General features: G+C 63.3%; 15 protein-coding genes. 1 reads left to right on the forward strand and 14 read right to left on the reverse strand.

What is annotated here, in order from left to right; genetic code table 11:
• Positions 1-57: 57 nt before the first annotated feature.
• The 10 genes from FEI13_RS03340 to hutI form a co-directional block, all read right to left on the reverse strand.
• Positions 58-363 carry a hypothetical protein gene (locus FEI13_RS03340; RefSeq protein ID WP_138179533.1) on the reverse strand — a complete coding sequence of 102 codons (306 nt, stop codon included), beginning with the start codon at positions 361-363 and terminating at the stop codon, positions 58-60.
• Between the two features lie 1196 nt (positions 364-1559).
• On the reverse strand, positions 1560-1943 hold the full coding sequence (locus FEI13_RS03350) for an outer membrane protein (RefSeq protein ID WP_138179535.1): 384 nt from the start codon (positions 1941-1943) through the stop codon (positions 1560-1562).
• Positions 1944-2139: 196 nt separating this feature from the next.
• A complete protein-coding gene (locus tag FEI13_RS03355; RefSeq protein WP_138179537.1) occupies positions 2140-3483 on the reverse strand; it encodes a YjiH family protein in 1344 nt (447 codons plus the stop codon).
• A gap of 104 nt (positions 3484-3587) precedes the next feature.
• Complete coding sequence (locus tag FEI13_RS03360; protein WP_138179539.1) at positions 3588-4514, reverse strand: electron transfer flavoprotein subunit alpha/FixB family protein; 927 nt, start codon at positions 4512-4514, stop codon at positions 3588-3590.
• Positions 4511-5263, reverse strand: coding sequence for an electron transfer flavoprotein subunit beta/FixA family protein (locus FEI13_RS03365; RefSeq protein WP_138179541.1), 753 nt, complete (start codon positions 5261-5263; stop codon positions 4511-4513). The genes FEI13_RS03360 and FEI13_RS03365 overlap by 4 nt, the downstream gene beginning before the upstream one ends.
• A gap of 25 nt (positions 5264-5288) precedes the next feature.
• Entirely contained in the window at positions 5289-6422 is a 1134-nt protein-coding gene (locus FEI13_RS03370) for an acyl-CoA dehydrogenase family protein (protein WP_138179543.1), read from the reverse strand.
• A complete protein-coding gene (locus tag FEI13_RS03375) occupies positions 6412-7545 on the reverse strand; it encodes a CaiB/BaiF CoA transferase family protein (RefSeq protein WP_204758340.1) in 1134 nt (377 codons plus the stop codon). The genes FEI13_RS03370 and FEI13_RS03375 overlap by 11 nt, the downstream gene beginning before the upstream one ends.
• 44 nt (positions 7546-7589) lie before the next feature.
• Entirely contained in the window at positions 7590-9269 is a 1680-nt protein-coding gene (gene hutU / locus FEI13_RS03380) for a urocanate hydratase (protein WP_138179547.1), read from the reverse strand.
• Between the two features lie 55 nt (positions 9270-9324).
• Complete coding sequence (hutG, locus tag FEI13_RS03385) at positions 9325-10287, reverse strand: formimidoylglutamase (protein ID WP_138179549.1); 963 nt, start codon at positions 10285-10287, stop codon at positions 9325-9327.
• Positions 10277-11494, reverse strand: a complete 1218-nt coding sequence (hutI, locus tag FEI13_RS03390) for an imidazolonepropionase (protein WP_138179551.1) — start codon at positions 11492-11494, stop codon at positions 10277-10279. Before hutI ends, hutG begins: the two co-directional genes overlap by 11 nt.
• Positions 11495-11829: 335 nt before the next feature.
• On the opposite strand from hutI, the gene FEI13_RS03395 reads away from it, so the two are divergent.
• Positions 11830-13152 carry a YjiH family protein gene (locus FEI13_RS03395; RefSeq protein ID WP_193555716.1) on the forward strand — a complete coding sequence of 441 codons (1323 nt, stop codon included), beginning with the start codon at positions 11830-11832 and terminating at the stop codon, positions 13150-13152.
• Positions 13153-13227: 75 nt separating this feature from the next.
• On the opposite strand, the gene hutC is transcribed toward FEI13_RS03395, so the two are convergent.
• The 4 genes from hutC to FEI13_RS03420 form a co-directional block, all read right to left on the reverse strand.
• On the reverse strand, positions 13228-13944 hold the full coding sequence (gene hutC / locus FEI13_RS03400) for a histidine utilization repressor (protein ID WP_138179555.1): 717 nt from the start codon (positions 13942-13944) through the stop codon (positions 13228-13230).
• Between the two features lie 147 nt (positions 13945-14091).
• Positions 14092-14559: an EAL domain-containing protein gene (locus FEI13_RS19610; protein ID WP_138179557.1), complete on the reverse strand. Its 468-nt coding sequence runs from the start codon at positions 14557-14559 to the stop codon at positions 14092-14094.
• Positions 14560-14600: 41 nt separating this feature from the next.
• Positions 14601-14945, reverse strand: a complete 345-nt coding sequence (locus FEI13_RS19245) for a response regulator (protein WP_204758341.1) — start codon at positions 14943-14945, stop codon at positions 14601-14603.
• 211 nt (positions 14946-15156) lie between these two features.
• Entirely contained in the window at positions 15157-16554 is a 1398-nt protein-coding gene (locus tag FEI13_RS03420) for an MFS transporter (protein ID WP_138179559.1), read from the reverse strand.
• Positions 16555-16751: the final 197 nt, after the last annotated feature.

A 16751-nucleotide genomic window follows, 5' to 3' on the forward strand; every position in this document is an offset into this window, starting at 1 on the left:
ATGAACTTTCAATAAGTGAAAGATGTAGATTCGCTATCTCGACATCCCGCCACAATGTCACTCACTGCGGCGATTAAGATCTGCTTCCAAGGTAGAACTGTAGACATTCGCATCTTCTAACCAATCAAGAACATCCTGAAAGCGATAACGTATCGAACGACCACGCCGAATAAATTTAGGTGCAGGTTGGCCTAGCAAAATACCGGTGCAACGTGATTTTCGTGCCGTCGCAGGAGCTACTGGAATCAGTCTAGGAAAAACAACCTTTTCAGTCATCTCGATGAGTTTTGTATCGTCCCCGGCGCGATAGCGCGAAAGAGCCTCTTCCACAAGTTCGTCAATCGACGCTTCAGCAGACCTCATAGAAATCTCCAATTTTTAAACTATAACTGACTGATCACTGAACAGCCTGACGACATAATAAACAACTTCGCGGAAATCTGGCGCCTAGAAAATCGAGTGCAGAGGGCTGCTTTTCATGCTTTCGTTCTGACACCACTCTTCAATAATACACTTAACAATAACTTTAAAAATTAGATAACAGATAGCTTCTCTGTCCAGCTCATCATTGTGCCACCTCTCTATAGGGGACCTCAGTCGCGGGCGGGAGAAACCAGCACATCAAGCTCGGAAAATCGAAAAAACGAATAGCAAGCACATCCCATCTTCACCACGATGTTGCCTGCAGAAAGTAAGCACCAGAGAAGAGATAGTCCTATATACAGAATAGGGCTACCTATATGAACCTTACCGGGACTATCTCACCAAAGCTTGAGCACTCGTGCACCTAGCCACCTTCCTAGCCACCCTCCTAGCCACCCTCCTAGCCACCCTCCTAGCCACCTTCCTAGCCACCCTCCTAGCCACCTTCCTAGCCACCTTCCTAGCTAAATTTAATATAATTAAAATCCTTATGCTTGCAGCTCAAAAAAAGAGACAAAACTTATAATATTAAAAGTTAAATAAATTAAAGTTACCATATCACCAAGAAAATTAGAACTTCTGGAAACCTCACCTAGAAGCACTAAACTACTGAAAATTACATGACCGCCGGAACCATGCGCAGCACGAGCTAAACATCCGAAACTTTAACTTAAAAACCTTTAATACTATCAATAGCCCATTTAAAAAAAACCAAGACTGCCAAGAATATTGGCCGGAATTTAAATATTTATGTTCAACATAAGCACAATTTAAATTTATGGAAAGCTCATTCCACACCCCGGATCGACTTCTTCTTTCTTGATGTGATAGAGGTATCTTCGCGAAACCTCCAGTCGAGCCGCCAGATCCATCTGACGGGGTACAACCCGCCCCACGGACGTCAACAGCGCCGAGGCAGACCCGGGGTCATATCGTTTGCGGACATCTGCATCGAAGAGTGGGTCGCGCCATGGCGAATCCGACACCCCTTCCCCCTGGTCAGGCATGACACTTCTCCGCTGAATAGGGGCAGTATATACCCGCCCTTGCCCCTCGGCATGCGCGGCATAAACAGAAAGCCCCGGGGCTCCGGGGCTTCGATACTGATCTGGCCGCCTGCCTGACTGCCAAGGGCCTTAGAAATTATAGCGGAGGCCGGCGGATGCGGTATCAGCCTCGATGCCGCCCCAGCGATCAGCGGTATCGATGTCGTGAATGCGCTCATAGCGAGCAAACCCGGTCAGGGAGTCGGTGAAGGCGAAGGTCGCGCCGACGCCGTAGGTTGCAGTGAAGCCGGAGTCATCGTCGCTGTAGGACTCGTCCACGTCGTTCAGCTGGACGCCGTCGGGGTAGGACGGGTTCGGCACGCCGACGATAGTGGTGCCACCTGCGTAGTCAGTGGAGACATACGCAGCACCCAGCAGGCCTTCGAGGGCGAAGTTCTCGGTAATCGGCAGGATAAAGTGGACCCCAATATCCGGACAACGGTTTAAGCTGTAGCCGAGCCTTCGAATCGGGATGCCATCGAGCTCACGCTATCGGCAGCCCCGCAGAGTGGGTCATAAGTGGAGGATCCTGGTTGGTCAATCCGCAACGTCGAAGAGCCATCGAATGCCATCACCTCAGTTGCCATCACTCATTTCCTCTGCTTCTTGTAGTGAATGACGCGGGAGGGTGAACTGCCCTTCCGCGTCATGCCATCAATGAAGCCCTGAATCAGAAGATCAGATGCGTGGCCAACGCCACCAGAGGGATAGCCAACAGAGTGCGGACCAGGAAGATCACCACCAGATCCTTGACGGACAGCGGAATACTAGACTCCAGCATGGCGTTGGCACTCTCGGTGAAGAAGATGATCTGAACCGTGGACAGGGTGCAGACGAAGAAGATCGCCATGGGGCTGACATCGGCACCGGAGATGATGATGGCCGGCAAGGCGATTTCGGCGATGGACACCAGGACCGTAGGTGCAATCGCCTCGGCATCCGGCAGCTGCATCAGCTGGATCAGCGGTTCGACCACGACGCCCAGGTAGTCGAACACCGGTGTATAGGTGGCCAGCAACAGGGCCAGGGTGGCGATGGACAGGATGAAAGCCACGATCTTCTGGGCAAAGGTGATGGCCTCCCAGAAGCCCTGATACAGGGCCTCCGGGCGCGTCTGCGCCGCCCGGGCAGCCGCCGCCGAACAGGCGCGTGCCAGGATATGGCCTTCCGCATCATCACGCAGATCGTCCGCGGTCTGTTCACGCCCCTCATAGTAACGATCCTGCTTGCGGGACAGCGGCGGAATGCGTACCACGACGGCGGCCAGGGTGAAGTTGATCAAAAAGGAGACGAGGATCATGTGGGGGAGATACTCCATGATCCCGCCGATCGAGGCCAGCAAGGCGAAGAAACCCAGGCTGCAGATACTGAAGTTGGTCGCGATGCTGGCCGACTCCCGCTCGGTGTAGTACCCCCCCTTGTACAGCTTGTTGGTGATGAAGATCCCCACCGCCGGGGCGGCCACGAAGGAGGCAACGGCATCCACGGCGGAGCGTCCCGGCAGGCGGTACAGCGGGCGCATCAGTGGCTCCATCAGGGTGCCGATGAATTCCAGGAAACCGAACTCGGTCAGGAAAAGCACCAAGAAACCGGCAATGGTGACGGTGAGAAAGACGCTGCCTCCGAGGTACAAGGCCAGACCGCCCACATCATCGTGCAGCAGCCAGTCGGGGCCGATACCGAACACCAGCAGCGTGGCAAAGAAGGCCGCCAGCAGAAAAGCCAGGCCACTCATCACCCCATCCTTGCGATGATAACGACGTAGGGCGGCGTTGCCGGACGTTCTGGATGCCAGCCAGGTCAGGCACAGAAGGCCGATTATGCCCAGCGTGAGGTAATCGATCGAACCGCCGAGCAGCTCCTTGGCATAATCGATGATCATGACCAGTGGTATCTTGCTCTCGTCTTCCCCCACCGGAAGTGGAACGAAGAAGATACCGAGTCCAATGAGGCTGCCGACAACTGCCTTCAGGGCACCCGCGGCACCGGGCTGAGCCACTTCTATTTTGTTCATTGTGTTTCTCCAATTGGCAGGTAGTAGGTCGCGACAAGAGACTCGGCAACAAGGCGCGACCTGGTGCAAATGCCGGAACCGGCAATAAGCTCGTGAGCTTTCGCCTATAGTTGTTGTTCGAGTTCGGGTACGGCCTCGAAGAGATCGGCCACGAGACCATAGTCCGCGACCTGGAAGATCGGCGCCTCCTCGTCCTTGTTGATGGCGACGATCACCTTGGAGTCCTTCATGCCCGCCAGGTGCTGGATGGCGCCACTGATGCCCACGGCGATGTAGAGGTCCGGGGCGACGATCTTGCCGGTCTGGCCCACCTGCATGTCGTTGGGCACGAAGCCGGCGTCCACCGCGGCCCGTGAGGCGCCGATGGCCGCGCCCAGCTTGTCGGCAATGCCCTCGAGCAGCGTGAAGTTGTCGCCGCTGCCCATGCCGCGACCGCCGGAGATCACCACCTTGGCCGCGCCCAGCTCGGGGCGGTCGGACTGGGCCAGCGCCTCCTTGACGAAGGTGGACTGGGTGTTGTCGGCGACGAAGTCGACCGCCTCGATGGACGCGCTGCCGCTCTCGCCCACCGCATCGAAGCCGGTGGCGCGCACGGTGATCACCTTCAGCGCGTCCTCGCTCTGCACGGTGGCGATGGCGTTGCCGGCATAGATCGGCCGCTTGAAGGTGTCGGCGCTCTCCACCGCGATGATCTCGGAGATCTGCGCCACGTCCTTGAGCGCGGCGACCCGGGGCAGCACGTTCTTGCCGGTGGTGGAGGCTGTGGCCAGCACATGACTGTAGTCACCGGCGAGCTCCGCGATCAGCGCCGCGGTGGGCTCGGCGAGCAGGTGGGCATAGGCGGCATGGTCGGCCACGCGGACCTTGCTGACGCCGCCGAGCCTGGCGGCGGCCTCGGCGATGGCGGAGACGCCTTCGCCTGCCACCAGTACGTCGATATCGCCGCCGATCTGTTGCGCTGCCGCGACCACGTGGGCGGTGGCGCCGGCCAGGGCGCCGTCGTGATGTTCGGCCAGGACCAGGATGCTCATGAAATCACCTTCGCTTCGTTCTTCAGCTTGTCGACCAGCTCGTCCACCGAGCCCACCTTGACGCCGCCCTGGCGCTCGGCCGGCGGCTCGACCTTGAGCAGCTTGACCTTCGAGGCCACCTCGATACCGAGCTCCGCCGGGCTCTTGACGTCCATCGGCTTCTTCTTGGCCTTCATGATGTCGGGCAGCTTGGCGTAGCGCGGCTCGTTAAGGCGCAGGTCGGTGGTGACGATGGCGGGCAGCGACAGCTCGACGGTCTGCAGGCCGCCGTCGATCTCGCGGGTCACCTGCAGCGTCTCCCCCTCGACCTTCACCTCGGAGGCGAAGGTGCCCTGGGGCAGGCCGGTCAGCGCGGCGAGCATCTGGCCGGTCTGGTTGTTGTCGGTGTCGATGGCCTGCTTGCCGAGGATCACCAGGCCGGGCTGCTCCTCCTCGACCAGCCTGGCCAGGGCCTTGGCCGCGCCCAGCGACTCGACGCGCTCGTCGGTCTCGACGTGGATGGCACGGTCGGCGCCCAGCGCCAGCGCGGTGCGCAGCTGCTCCTGGGCGGCCTTGGGGCCGACGGTGACGGCGACGATCTCGCTCGCCACCCCCTTCTCCTTGAGGCGCACCGCTTCCTCCACGGCGATCTCGCAGAAGGGGTTCAGGGCCATCTTGACGTTGGTGAGATCGACGTCACTGTTGTCCGGCTTGACCCGGATCTTGACGTTGTAGTCGATGACGCGTTTGACCGCGGCGAGTACTTTCATCGAGAGAACTCCTTGCAGTGACGCCTCAGGCGGTGATGGCACGGCCGATGATGATCTTCTGGATCTCCGAGGTGCCTTCGAAGATGCGCGTGATCCGGGCGTCCCGGTAATAGCGCTCGATGGGCAGATCCCCGATGTAGCCGTAACCGCCGTGGATCTGCACAGCCTGGTCGGTGACCTTGGCGGCGGCCTCGGATGCGAACAGCTTGGCCACCGCCGACTCGAGGCTGAAACGCTGCCCGGAGTCACGGGCGGCGGCGGCCTTGTAGGTCACCAGCTTTGCGGCCTCGAGCTGGGTGTGCATCTCGGCCAGCATCCACTGGATGCCCTGGTGCCGACACAAGGGCTTGCCGCTCACCACGCGCTCCTGGGACCAGGCCAGGGTGTCGTCGTAGGCCGCCCGGGAGATGCCGACGCTCATGGCCGCCACTTCCACACGCCCCCGATCGAGGACCTCCATGGCGGTCGCGAATCCGGCGCCTTCCTTGCCCAGCAAGACGCTCTCGGGCACCACACAGTCGATGCCGATCTCGTAGATGTGGCTGCCACGCAGGCCCAGTGTCTTCTCGGGCTGGGAGAACGCGAGGCCCGCGGTGTCGCGATCGACCAGGAAGGCCGAGATGCCGCGGTGACCGAGGTCTTCATCGGTCTTGGCATAGACGACCAGGAAATCGGCGAAGGCGCCGTTGGTGATGTAGTGCTTGGTGCCGGTGATATGCCAACCCTGCTCGCAGCGCACGGCCTTGGTCCGCATCTCGGCAGGGTTCGAGCCCGCCCCGGGTTCGGTGAGGGCGAAGGCGCCGAGCTTCTCGCCGGTGGCGCACTGCGGCAGCAGTGCCTGCTTCTGCTCTTCCGTACCTCCCACCAGTACTGAGTCGGTGGCCAGAAAGTGCGCCGTCAACGACGAGCAGGTGGCAGCACAGTGATATGCGATCTCCTCCACCGCCAGGGACATGCCGATGCTGCTGATGTCGACGCCGCCGTACTCGGATGGCAGGTTCATGCTCCAGAAGCCAAGCTCGCCCAGGGCGCGCAGGCTCTCGGCGCAGAAATCGCGGGTATCGTCGTAGCGGGCAGCATTGGCCTTGAGGACGTCGGCCGACACGCGACGGGCGGCGTCCTGAAAGGCCAGCTCGTCTTCGGTGAAATCAAAGTGCATTGGTGCTCTCCTCATCGAGCATTGCGTTGTGGGCGCCCAGTGCCGGCGCCGGTTCATCGGTCGCGACCCTGCGGCCATTGAAGAAGACGGGTTGAGCGGGCGACCGCACGGCCCCCGAGGGCTGGAGCAGGCCCCGCTCCCGGGCATGGGGGGAATCGGCCACCTGCTTGATGTCCCAGATCGGCGAGGCGGGGACCCCGGCCGCATCGAGCCGCTCGCAGACCTCGGCGACCGTCAGTTCGCAGGTCCAGCGTTCGATCCGCGCCTTCAGCTCGGCCTGATGGTCACAACGGCGCTCGTCGGTGGCGAAGCGTTCGTCGTCGACCAGCTCCGAAGCTCCCATGCAGTCGGCCAGCCGGGCGAACAGACTGTTGTTGGCCACGGCGATGACGACCTGGCCATTTCGGGCCTGGAAACTGTCGAAGGGGGCGGACAGGGGGTGCCGGTTGCCCACCGGCTGAGGCGCCTCGCCATGGGCCATCAACTGCGCGAGGTTGGTGACCTGCATGGAGAAGAGGCAGTCCAGCATGGACACGTCCAGGTAGCAGCCGGCCCGTTGCGCGTCACGCTCGCGCTGGAACAGGGCGGCACAGATCGACCAGCTGGCAAACATGCCGGCCGCCACATCTCCAAGCGACTCACCGACGCGGGTCGGCGGCCCGCCTTCCGGCCCGGTGGCGGCCATGATCCCGGACATGGCCTGGGCGATGATGTCGTAGGCCGGCTTGCTGGTCATGGGCCCGGTCTGCCCGAAACCGGAAATGGAGCAATACACCAGCGCGGGATGACGATCGCGCAGGGTAGCCTCGTCTATGCCCAGGCGGCGCGTCACTCCGGGGCGGAAATTCTCCACCAGTACATCGGCATCGGCACATAGTGCATGGAACCGTGCCAGGTCATCGGCCTCCTTGAGGTTCAGGCAGATGCTGCGCTTGCCCCGGTTGAGCATCGCGAAGTAGACGCTCTCCCCGTCGATGAAGGGACCGATATGACGACTGTCGTCGCCATGAGGCGTCTCGACCTTGATCACCTCGGCGCCCAGGTCGGCAAGCATGGCCGTGCAATAGGGGCCGGCCAGGAAGCGCGACAGGTCGAGGACGGTAATGCCTTGCAAGGGTTTCATCTGGGACTCCTGTGCCAGGCGGGCGCTGCATCCCGCCCGCAAGTTCATGAGGGGATCATCGGAAGGTCGAGGCCGTTTTCACGGGCACATTCCTTGGCGATCTCGTAACCGGCATCGGCGTGACGCATGACGCCGGTAGCCGGGTCGTTGCGCAATACTCGGCCCACGCGGGCGTGTGCGTCATCGGTGCCGTCGCAGACGATCACCACGCCGGAGTGCTGGGAGTAGCCCATGCCTACGCCGCCGCCATGGTGCAGCGACACCCAGGTGGCGCCACCGGCGGTATTGAGCAGGGCGTTGAGCAGCGGCCAGTCGGATACGGCATCGGAGCCGTCCTGCATCGCCTCGGTCTCGCGATTGGGGCTGGCCACCGAGCCGGAGTCCAGGTGGTCGCGCCCGATCACGATCGGCGCCTTGAGCTCGCCGTTCTTGACCATCTCGTTGAAGGCCTGGCCCAGGCGGGCGCGGTCCTTGAGACCGACCCAGCAGATGCGCGCCGGCAGGCCCTGGAAGCTGATGCGCTCGCGCGCCATGTCGAGCCAGTTGTGCAGGTGCGGGTCGTCGGGGATCAGTTCCTTGACCTTCTGGTCGGTCTTGTAGATGTCCTCGGGGTCACCGGAGAGCGCCGCCCAGCGGAACGGGCCGATGCCCTGGCAGAACAGCGGACGGATATAGGCCGGCACGAAGCCCGGGAAGTCGAAGGCATTCTCGACGCCCTCCTCCATCGCCATCTGGCGGATGTTGTTGCCGTAGTCGAAGGTGGGCGCGCCCATCTTCTGGAAGTCGAGCATCGCCTGGACATGTACCGCCATGGACTGCTTGGCGGCCTTGACGGTGGCCTCGGGCTCGGCCTTGCCGCGCGCCACATACTCCTCCCAGGTCCAGCCGGAGGGCAGGTAGCCATGCAGGGGGTCGTGGGCGCTGGTCTGGTCGGTGACCATGTCCGGCTTGACGCCCCGCTTGACCAGCTCGGGCAGCACGTCGGCGGCGTTGGCGCACAGGCCGATGGAGATCGCCTTGCCCTCGGCGGTGTAGCGCTCGATACGTTTGAGTGCGTCGTCGAGGTCCTCGGCCTGCTCGTCGAGGTAACGAGTGCGCAGGCGGAAATCGAGGCTGTTCTGCTGGCACTCGATGTTGAGTGAGCAGGCACCGGCCAGGGTGGCGGCCAGCGGCTGGGCGCCGCCCATGCCACCGAGGCCGGCCGTCAGGATCCAGCGACCCTTGAGCTGGCCGTCATAGTGCTGGCGCCCTGCCTCGACGAAGGTCTCGTAGGTACCCTGCACGATGCCCTGAGAGCCGATGTAGATCCACGAGCCGGCGGTCATCTGGCCATACATCATCAGGCCCTTGCGATCCAGTTCGTTGAAGTGCTCCCAGTTGGCCCAGGCCGGCACCAGGTTGGAGTTGGCGATCAACACGCGCGGCGCGTCCTTGTGGGTCTCGAAGACGCCCACCGGCTTGCCGGACTGCACCAGCAGGGTCTGGGTCTCCTCCAGGCGCTGCAGGGTCTCGACGATCTTGTCGTAGCACTCCCAGTCGCGAGCGGCACGGCCGATGCCGCCATACACCACCAGGTCCTCGGGGCGCTCGGCCACGTCGGGGTGCAGGTTATTCATCAGCATGCGCAGCGGGGCCTCGGTGAGCCAGCTCTTGCAGCTGCGCTCGGGTCCGGTGGGAGCGGCGATCTTGCGGGAGGGGTCGTGACGCTTGTCTTGCTGAGTCATGGCGTATGGCCTCTGGAGTCTCGATGGAGTGTCGTGGTCGTGGAGCCGTCGGCTCTCAGTCATTCAGGGTCAGCAGATGCACCAGGCGAGCTGCCGCCCTGGCGGTGCGGCCGTCGATATCACGGCCGGGGTTGAGCTCCGCCAGGTCGGCCAGGCGCAGCTTGCCGCAATCTCGAATGCTCTCGATCAGCGGCTCGATCAGGGCGAGCGCAACGCCGCGGGCGGCCGGGGCGCTTACCCCGGGGGCCTCGGCGGCAGGCAGCACGTCCAGATCGATGGTCAGGTAGAGGTGGTCGCAGTCGCGGAGGAAGTCCGCCAGGTCCTGCTCGATGCCGGTCAGACGCGGCGCGGTGATGTCTCGATCCTCACGCACCATCACGCCAAGCTCGTCGGCACGGTTGAACAGCGCTCGCGTATTGGCGGCCCGGCTCACGCCAAGGCAGGCATAGCGGAATGGCCAGCCGCGCTGAGCACAGTCTTCAGCGATCTGCGAAAAGGGTGTGCCTGAGGAGCGCACGTGCTGTGGGTCACGCAGATCGAAATGGGCATCCAGGTTGACGATGCCGACACGTGGCGCCGTCTCGCCGTTGGCCGTCAGGTGCTGGGCGAGCCCTGACCAGCTGGCATAGGCCACCTCATGGCCGCCACCCAGCACGATGGGCAGGTGCCCCTCGCCCATCAGCGGGACGAGGCGGTTGGCCAGCGCCTGCTGAGCGACTTCCATGGCGTCGCCTTCACAGCGCACGTCACCGGCGTCATAGGCAGCCCCCTGTCGGTGCCAAGCCAGCGGCGCCAGGGCGCGACGCAGTGCGGCAGGGCCATCGGCGGCACCCACACGACCCTGGTTGCGCGCCACGCCGGCATCGCAGGCGAACCCCAGCAGCGCACAACCGGGTGTGCCGCCCTCGGCCAGCGGCTGAATCTTCTGGTGCCAGCGCTCGCTGTCGGGCTCGGGATCGGTGCGCCCCTGCCACAAGCTGCGGTCGAAATCCTGGTGAAGCGACGTATCAGACGGCATGGGTCAACTCCCCCTGAAACAGGCGCTGACGCAGGCGACCGGGCTGGACGGCATAAGCCAGTGCGGCCGGGGTGTCGATATTCCAGACACACAGGTCGGCTGCAGCCCCTTCCCGGATCCGCCCTTCTCCCTTGAGTCCGAGGGCAGTCGCGCCATGGGCGGTCATGCCGGCCAGTGCCTCCTGGGGCGTCAGGCGGAACAGGGTGCAGGCCAGGTTCAACATCAAGGTCGGCATGAACAGCGGCGAGCTTCCCGGGTTGGCGTCGGTCGCCACGGCCAGGGGCACGCCGGCCTCGCGCAGAGCCGCGATGGGCGGCTGCTGCGTCTCGCGCAGGGTGTGGAAAGCCCCCGGCAGGATCACGGCGACACTACCGGCCTTGCGCATGGCGGCGATCCCGGCCTCATCGAGGTACTCGATATGATCGGCGGAGAGTGCCCCGTGACGGACCGCCATCGCGGTGCCACCCAGGTTGGAGAGCTGCTCGGCGTGGGCCTTGATCGGCAGGCCATGCGCTTCGGCGGCCTCGAAGACCCGCTCGCACTGCGCCACCGAGAAGGCGATCTTCTCGCAGAACACATCGACGGCATCGGCAAGGCCTTCGCTGGCGGCCGCCGGGACCATCTCCTGGCACACCAGATCGATATAGCCGTCACTGTCATCCTTGAACTCCGGCGGCAGCGCATGGGCACCCAGCAGGGTCGTCACCACACGCGCGGGGAGCGCCTCGCCGAGACGGCGCGCCACGCGCAGCATCTTCAGCTCGTCCTCGACCGTCAGGCCGTAGCCGGACTTGATCTCCACGGTGGTGACACCGTCGGCAATCAGTGCCTCGAGACGCGGCCTGGCCAGCTCGAGCAGTTCGTCCTCGCTGGCTTCCCGAGTGGCCGTCACGGTGCTCAGGATGCCGCCGCCACGCCGGGCGATCTCCTCGTAGCTGACCCCTTCCAGGCGCGCCTCGAACTCATCGGCGCGGGAGCCGCCAAACACCAGGTGGGTATGGCAATCCACCAGGCCGGGGGTCATCACGCCGCCACGGCCCATGTCATGGCAACCTTCCGCCAGCCCTTCATCGAACTCCCGCATCGGCACCAGAGACGCGACCCGCGCCCCGTCGGTGATGACGGCCATGGGCTCGGGCAGCGTGTGCAGCCCATCGAAGACTTTCATCTCGCGCCATAGACGACGCGTAGGGGTGGTATTCGACATGGAGGCCTCCTCCGGGGTGGCTGAACAGATGCAGACTCAATGTATATACATTTAAGTCCAGTACGCAGGAGCACGTCAAGCCACCTTCCGAGGAGGCCAACAGGGAGAAGCGCCGCGGCCGAAAAGAAGAAAACCTAAACAACCCTTTATAAACAGAGGTATAAGAAGTTATCTCGGGCCCGCTTCCATCTGCCATCGATCAGGCATTAGACCAATGTCTAGTATGCATAACTAGGCGGAGGCACCGGCTTGGCTTATTTTATTGTATATACATATCGAGGCAGGACGCCTATCCCGACCCAGTCACCGCACGTCACAAGACAAGAGGTATGCCCATGAATCGCCAAGACCCCCTGGCACGGCAACCAGCCGTTGCCGCCACCCTTCTCAAGCTTTTCCTGCCCAGTGCCCTGGGCATCCTGATCTTCTTCATGCCCATCGAGATTTCAGGGAAGCGCACCATCCCCCTGGACCATATGGTGACCGGCGCGCGCGCACTGCTCGGGGAGGCCAGCGGGTTCTATGCCCTGGCGCTGATCATTGCCGGCGCGGCCTATCCACTGGTCCGCGGCTACTGGCACCGCAACCTCACCGAGCGCATCTTCACGGTGCTGAAGATGGCCGTTGTCGTCGCCGCGGTGATGGCGCTGACGGGATGGGGGCCGGCCTTCCTGCATGAGCCGGACATGCTGCCCTTCCTGTTCGACAAGCTGGTGATTCCGGTGGGCCTGATCGTGCCGATCGGCGCCATCTTCCTGGCGTTGCTGATCAGCTACGGCCTTCTGGAACTGATCGGCGTACTGGTGCAGCCGGTGATGCGTCCCATCTGGCACACCCCGGGCCGCTCGGCCATCGACGCCGTGGCCTCCTTCGTGGGCAGCTACTCCATCGGCTTGCTGATTACCAACCGGGTCTATCAGGCCGGGCAGTATTCGGCGCGGGAGGCGGCCATCATCGCTACCGGCTTCTCCACGGTCTCGGCCACCTTCATGATCATCGTGGCCAAGACCCTCGACCTGATGGACGTGTGGAACCTCTACTTCTGGCTGACCCTGCTGATCACCTTCATCGTCACCGCGGTGACCGTGCGGCTGCCGCCGCTCTCGCGGATGGATGACAGCGCCGAGGATGGCGAACCCCAAGCGGTACCCGGCAAGCGCCTCACCACGGCCTGGCAGACCGGCCTGGAAGTGGCGGAGAAGGCCCCGAGCCTGCATCGCAGCGTGGCGCTCAACTTCAAGGAAGGGCTGGTCATGGCCATCAGCATTCTGCCATCGATCATGTCGGTGGGGCTGCTGGGCCTGCTGGCTGCCAAGTACACGCCGCTATTCGAATGGCTGGGCTGGCTCTTCTACCCCTTCGTGGCGGTGTGGGGCGTGGCGGATGCGGCCGCCCTGGCGCAAGCCTCCGCCGCCGGACTCGCCGAGATGTTCCTGCCGGCGCTGCTGATGGCAGAGGCCGAGTTCGCGGCTCGCTTCGCCGCCGGTGTGGTGTCGGTGTCCGCCGTGCTGTTCTTCTCGGCCTCGATCCCCTGCATCCTCTCCACCAGCATTCCGCTGTCGGTGGGTCGCATGCTGGTGGTGTGGTTCATCCGGGTGTCCCTGAGCCTGCTGCTGGCAGTCCCTACCGGCTATCTGGTGCAGACACTGGCCGGCTGACACTGCCGTCAATCGCGTATACGCAAACGGCCGGGAATCCCCGGCCGTTTGCGTCGATAGTGGCGGACGAGTCGATCATTTCAGCTCGCGATGCATCGAAGAGCGCAGCTTGTAGCGTTCGCCAGGATGGAGCAGCCGCGCATAGCTGATCAGATGCTCACCCGACCAGGTACGCCGAATCATGCTCAGGCAAGGGCTAAGCGTATCGATGGCCAGCCACTCGGCAGCCTGATGGTCGGGCAGGACCGCCTCGACGATGTGTTCCACATCGGTGATGGGGCAGGCGGCCACCAGCACCTCGTTGGGCGTGTGGCGGGAGAAGTCGGTGTCGAGATAATCCGGGACCCAGCGCGGATTGACGAAACGCCTCTCGAGCTGGATCGGCACATCGTTCTCGAGGTGAAGGATCAGGGTATGGAAGACTCGGCTGCCGAGCCGCACCCCGAGACGTAGCGCCACCTCGTCATCGGCGTCGATCGCTGCGCAGGTCAACACCTCGTTGCCATACCGATGCCCCCGAGACCGCACCTCCTCGGCGATGTTGTACACCTCGACCAGTGATGACTCTGCCTTGCGATCGGTGACGAAGGTGCCAAGCCCTGACTGGCGCGTCAGATATCCTTTCTGGACCAGATCGCGGATCGCCTTGTTGGCGGTCATGCGGCTGACCTGGAAATCCCGGGCCAGCTGCTCCTCCGGGGGAATCTGGTGATGGGCTGGCCATTCACCACTGGTGATCTTGTCGAGCAGGTGCTGCTGGATCTGCTGATAGAGTGGCGGCGTGTTGGCCATGGGCATCCTTGGGCGAGACTAATGTATATACAATTACAATATACTGATTGTAGAGAGACTGTCCATGTGCAGTCTCTTAGAAGTGCTACATCTACAACCTCTATAGCAACCCTTGCTCTGTACTTCTTCACTATGTTGTTTTTAGTCCTATTGTGAACCATGAAGTGGCCCCCTTCCTCTGGCCCACCGCTCCCTGGCGACCCTATCATGCCACCGTTGCGGCATCAGCGAGATCTCCGGCTTCGCCTCTCGAGCGCCACCCCCACACATGGCTCTCGGCATCCTCCAGCAGGGGGGGGGCAGGAAACTGCGGTCGATCTTGATGGTGTCGACCGGCATCCGCCGCAGGTAGGCGAGCGACGAGGGGCCGGTGCCGAAATCGTCGATCGCGATACTGCCCCCCAGATCGGCCAGCTGCTGGAGCCGCTGCAAGGCCGCTTCCAGGTCGGTCATCACGGTGGTCTCGGTGACCTTCCCCTCCAGGGGGCACGATGGTGGGCGGCGCCTCGACGCCGAAGGCCTCCTGCAAGGCCTCGAGCACCGCGTAGCCATCCAGGTGGGGCATGCGGATATCGAGCAGCAGCAGGTCCTGAAGCAGCTCGACGTTGACGGCATGGTCGTCCACGACCAGCAGCCGCTTGTGGTAGAGGGCGGGATCAGAAGGCATCTGCACTTCCTTCCATCGATGAGAGGTCGCGGGTGAGGGTCGCGACGAACGACGCGGGCTCGAGGAGCTTGGTCAAGTAGTCGTCGAATCCCGCCGCCAGGCCGCACTTGATATCGGCCGGCATGGCGTTGGCGGAGAGCGCGATCACCGGCAGCGCGTGCAGCAGCTGGCGCTCCTTGGCCAGCCGATCGCCGGGCTCGGAGAGGCGCAGGTTCAGCGTCACGAGCTCGCGCTGCTGGGCGGCGACCGCATGGCCACAGAAGGAGATCTCTCGCGAGGTTTCGCGGATCTCCAAGCCGACACAGGCCTTGAACCACTGCCGATCTTCGGCCACCAGCGCGATCGGAGGGCGATCCGCCGCCCGGGCGCTTCGGGCCAGACGCGACCGGGTGGCGAACTGGCGTCACGTGCACCACGGACAGCCTCTCGACTTTTTCCTTCAGGTTCAGACTGTCATCAAGCAGCTGAATAGACCATTGAGCAACGGTCTGGGTGTCGAACACCGGCTCGGTGGTTCCTGGTGAAGATGCCGGTGCCCGATACCCTCAAGTATCGCTCTTGTTGGTTGGCTTCAGCGAGTTGGCTACTTTGTCTTCTTCGATCGCTTCAGCAGCCTCCTCGACCTTGGCTCCGTCCTCGATCTTGGCTGCTTCGGCAGTGGCATCGGCCTCCTCCTCTTCTTCTACAATATCCGCCGCGGGGTGGAGCGGCTCGCCCTCCTCGTCTTGCAGCTGGTAGTCGTAGGCCGCCTGGAGGCCGGACTCTTCTTCGATCTCTTCCTCTTCGGCCTGGGCGATGTAGCCCGGATAGAAGGGTGAGAGGATGGCGAAGAGGATGCCCAGCGCGGAGAACATGGCAAAGGCGCTGGCGTAGCCGAAGGTGTTCACCAGCGAGCCGACGACCGGCGAGCCGGTTGCCTGCCCCAGCGAGACCGCCATGAAGGGCAGCACCGGACCCACCGAGAGCCGGCCCGGCAGCAGGCGAATACCGGTCATCAGGTAGAGCCCCGTCAGACTCATGTAGGCCAGGCCGAAGACCAGCGCGGAAAAGGCCGCCAGTGCGGTTTGCCCGGGGCTGGCCGCGAGCAGCGCCAGGCTCGCGGAGAGCATCATCAGCATCAGGGAGTGCGTGATGGGAGGGTTGTTACGATCGGCCAGATCGGCCACCACGGCCCCGCCTAAGCCGGCGATGCCCACCGCCAACCACAGCCAACCGGTGGCGCCGGACGGCAGGCCGCCGAGGGTGACCACCAGATCGGGGGCGAAGATCCAGTAGGCGGCGGAAACGAAGCCCATCACGAAAGCGAACAGCGAGAGCCTGACGAGACGCGACCAGGGCAGCTCGCTAATCGGCGGCGGTGGCGCGGCGTTCGCCGGCGTGATCCTCGACACCGAGGGCAGGAACAGCCAGGCGGCAATCACCCCGACACCTGCCAGGAGGGCAAAGGAGACGTACGCGAAGCGCCAGGCGCCGGCCAGGAACAGCACCGTGGGGACGGCCACGATCACGCCGATGCTGGTCCCCGCGTTCATGACCGAGCTGACGCGCCCGTGCAGCGAGCGTTTGACCAGTGCCTGCATGGCGGCCGTGAGCGCCGGCATCATCAGGCCGGTGCAGATGCCGCAGGCGAACACCCCGGTCCCGAGCAGTAGCGCGCCTGGCGCCTGGCTGATCAGCGTCAGGCCGCCGACACCGAACGCCCCGGAGAGCACCGCCGCGTTACGGGCACCGAACAGGTGGGTGACGAGCGGCGCGATCAGCGTGGCCAGCAGGAAGCTGATCAGCGGCAGCGCGCCGATGATACCGATCACCGACGGCGTGAGACCCAGTTCCTCGCGGATGGGCGGCACGAACAGGCCGAAGGCGAAGCGAGCGAGACCGTAGCTGATCGCGATCAGCCCCGCCCCGAGCACCGCAAATTCCGTGCTGGAAGGCGACCTCATGCGATCGCCTCCTCGCGCGCCACGCGACTGCCGGCCCGTCTCGTTGTCAGACATCCATCCTTGCGTGCGATGACCGCTCGTGGCTGCTCGATATTGATATTGGCGTTGCTCACCATCACTCCCTCATCTTCTGGATGCATAGGCACACTGCAGCACTCGAGAGCAGCAGACATGGGCCGGCGGGCCCGCCCTCGGCT

The organism is Halomonas urmiana (genome assembly GCF_005780185.1).
GTDB classification, from domain to species: Bacteria; Pseudomonadota; Gammaproteobacteria; order Pseudomonadales; family Halomonadaceae; genus Halomonas; species Halomonas urmiana.

Bases quoted from the DNA above. Each gene is read 5' to 3' on its own strand.
- hutG (WP_138179549.1), bottom strand. From the start codon at position 10,287: ATGCCGTCTGATACGTCGCTTCACCAGGATTTCGACCGCAGCTTGTGG.
- hutU (WP_138179547.1), bottom strand. From the start codon at position 9,269: ATGACTCAGCAAGACAAGCGTCACGACCCCTCCCGCAAGATCGCCGCT.
- FEI13_RS03375 (WP_204758340.1), bottom strand. From the start codon at position 7,545: ATGAAACCCTTGCAAGGCATTACCGTCCTCGACCTGTCGCGCTTCCTG.
- FEI13_RS03370 (WP_138179543.1), bottom strand. From the start codon at position 6,422: ATGCACTTTGATTTCACCGAAGACGAGCTGGCCTTTCAGGACGCCGCC.
- FEI13_RS03340 (WP_138179533.1), bottom strand. From the start codon at position 363: ATGAGGTCTGCTGAAGCGTCGATTGACGAACTTGTGGAAGAGGCTCTT.
- hutC (WP_138179555.1), bottom strand. From the start codon at position 13,944: ATGGCCAACACGCCGCCACTCTATCAGCAGATCCAGCAGCACCTGCTC.
- FEI13_RS03365 (WP_138179541.1), bottom strand. From the start codon at position 5,263: ATGAAAGTACTCGCCGCGGTCAAACGCGTCATCGACTACAACGTCAAG.
- FEI13_RS19610 (WP_138179557.1), bottom strand. From the start codon at position 14,559: ATGCCGTCAACGTCGAGCTGCTTCAGGACCTGCTGCTGCTCGATATCC.
- hutI (WP_138179551.1), bottom strand. From the start codon at position 11,494: ATGTCGAATACCACCCCTACGCGTCGTCTATGGCGCGAGATGAAAGTC.
- FEI13_RS03360 (WP_138179539.1), bottom strand. From the start codon at position 4,514: ATGAGCATCCTGGTCCTGGCCGAACATCACGACGGCGCCCTGGCCGGC.
- FEI13_RS03395 (WP_193555716.1), top strand. From the start codon at position 11,830: ATGAATCGCCAAGACCCCCTGGCACGGCAACCAGCCGTTGCCGCCACC.
- FEI13_RS03420 (WP_138179559.1), bottom strand. From the start codon at position 16,554: ATGAGGTCGCCTTCCAGCACGGAATTTGCGGTGCTCGGGGCGGGGCTG.
- FEI13_RS03355 (WP_138179537.1), bottom strand. From the start codon at position 3,483: ATGAACAAAATAGAAGTGGCTCAGCCCGGTGCCGCGGGTGCCCTGAAG.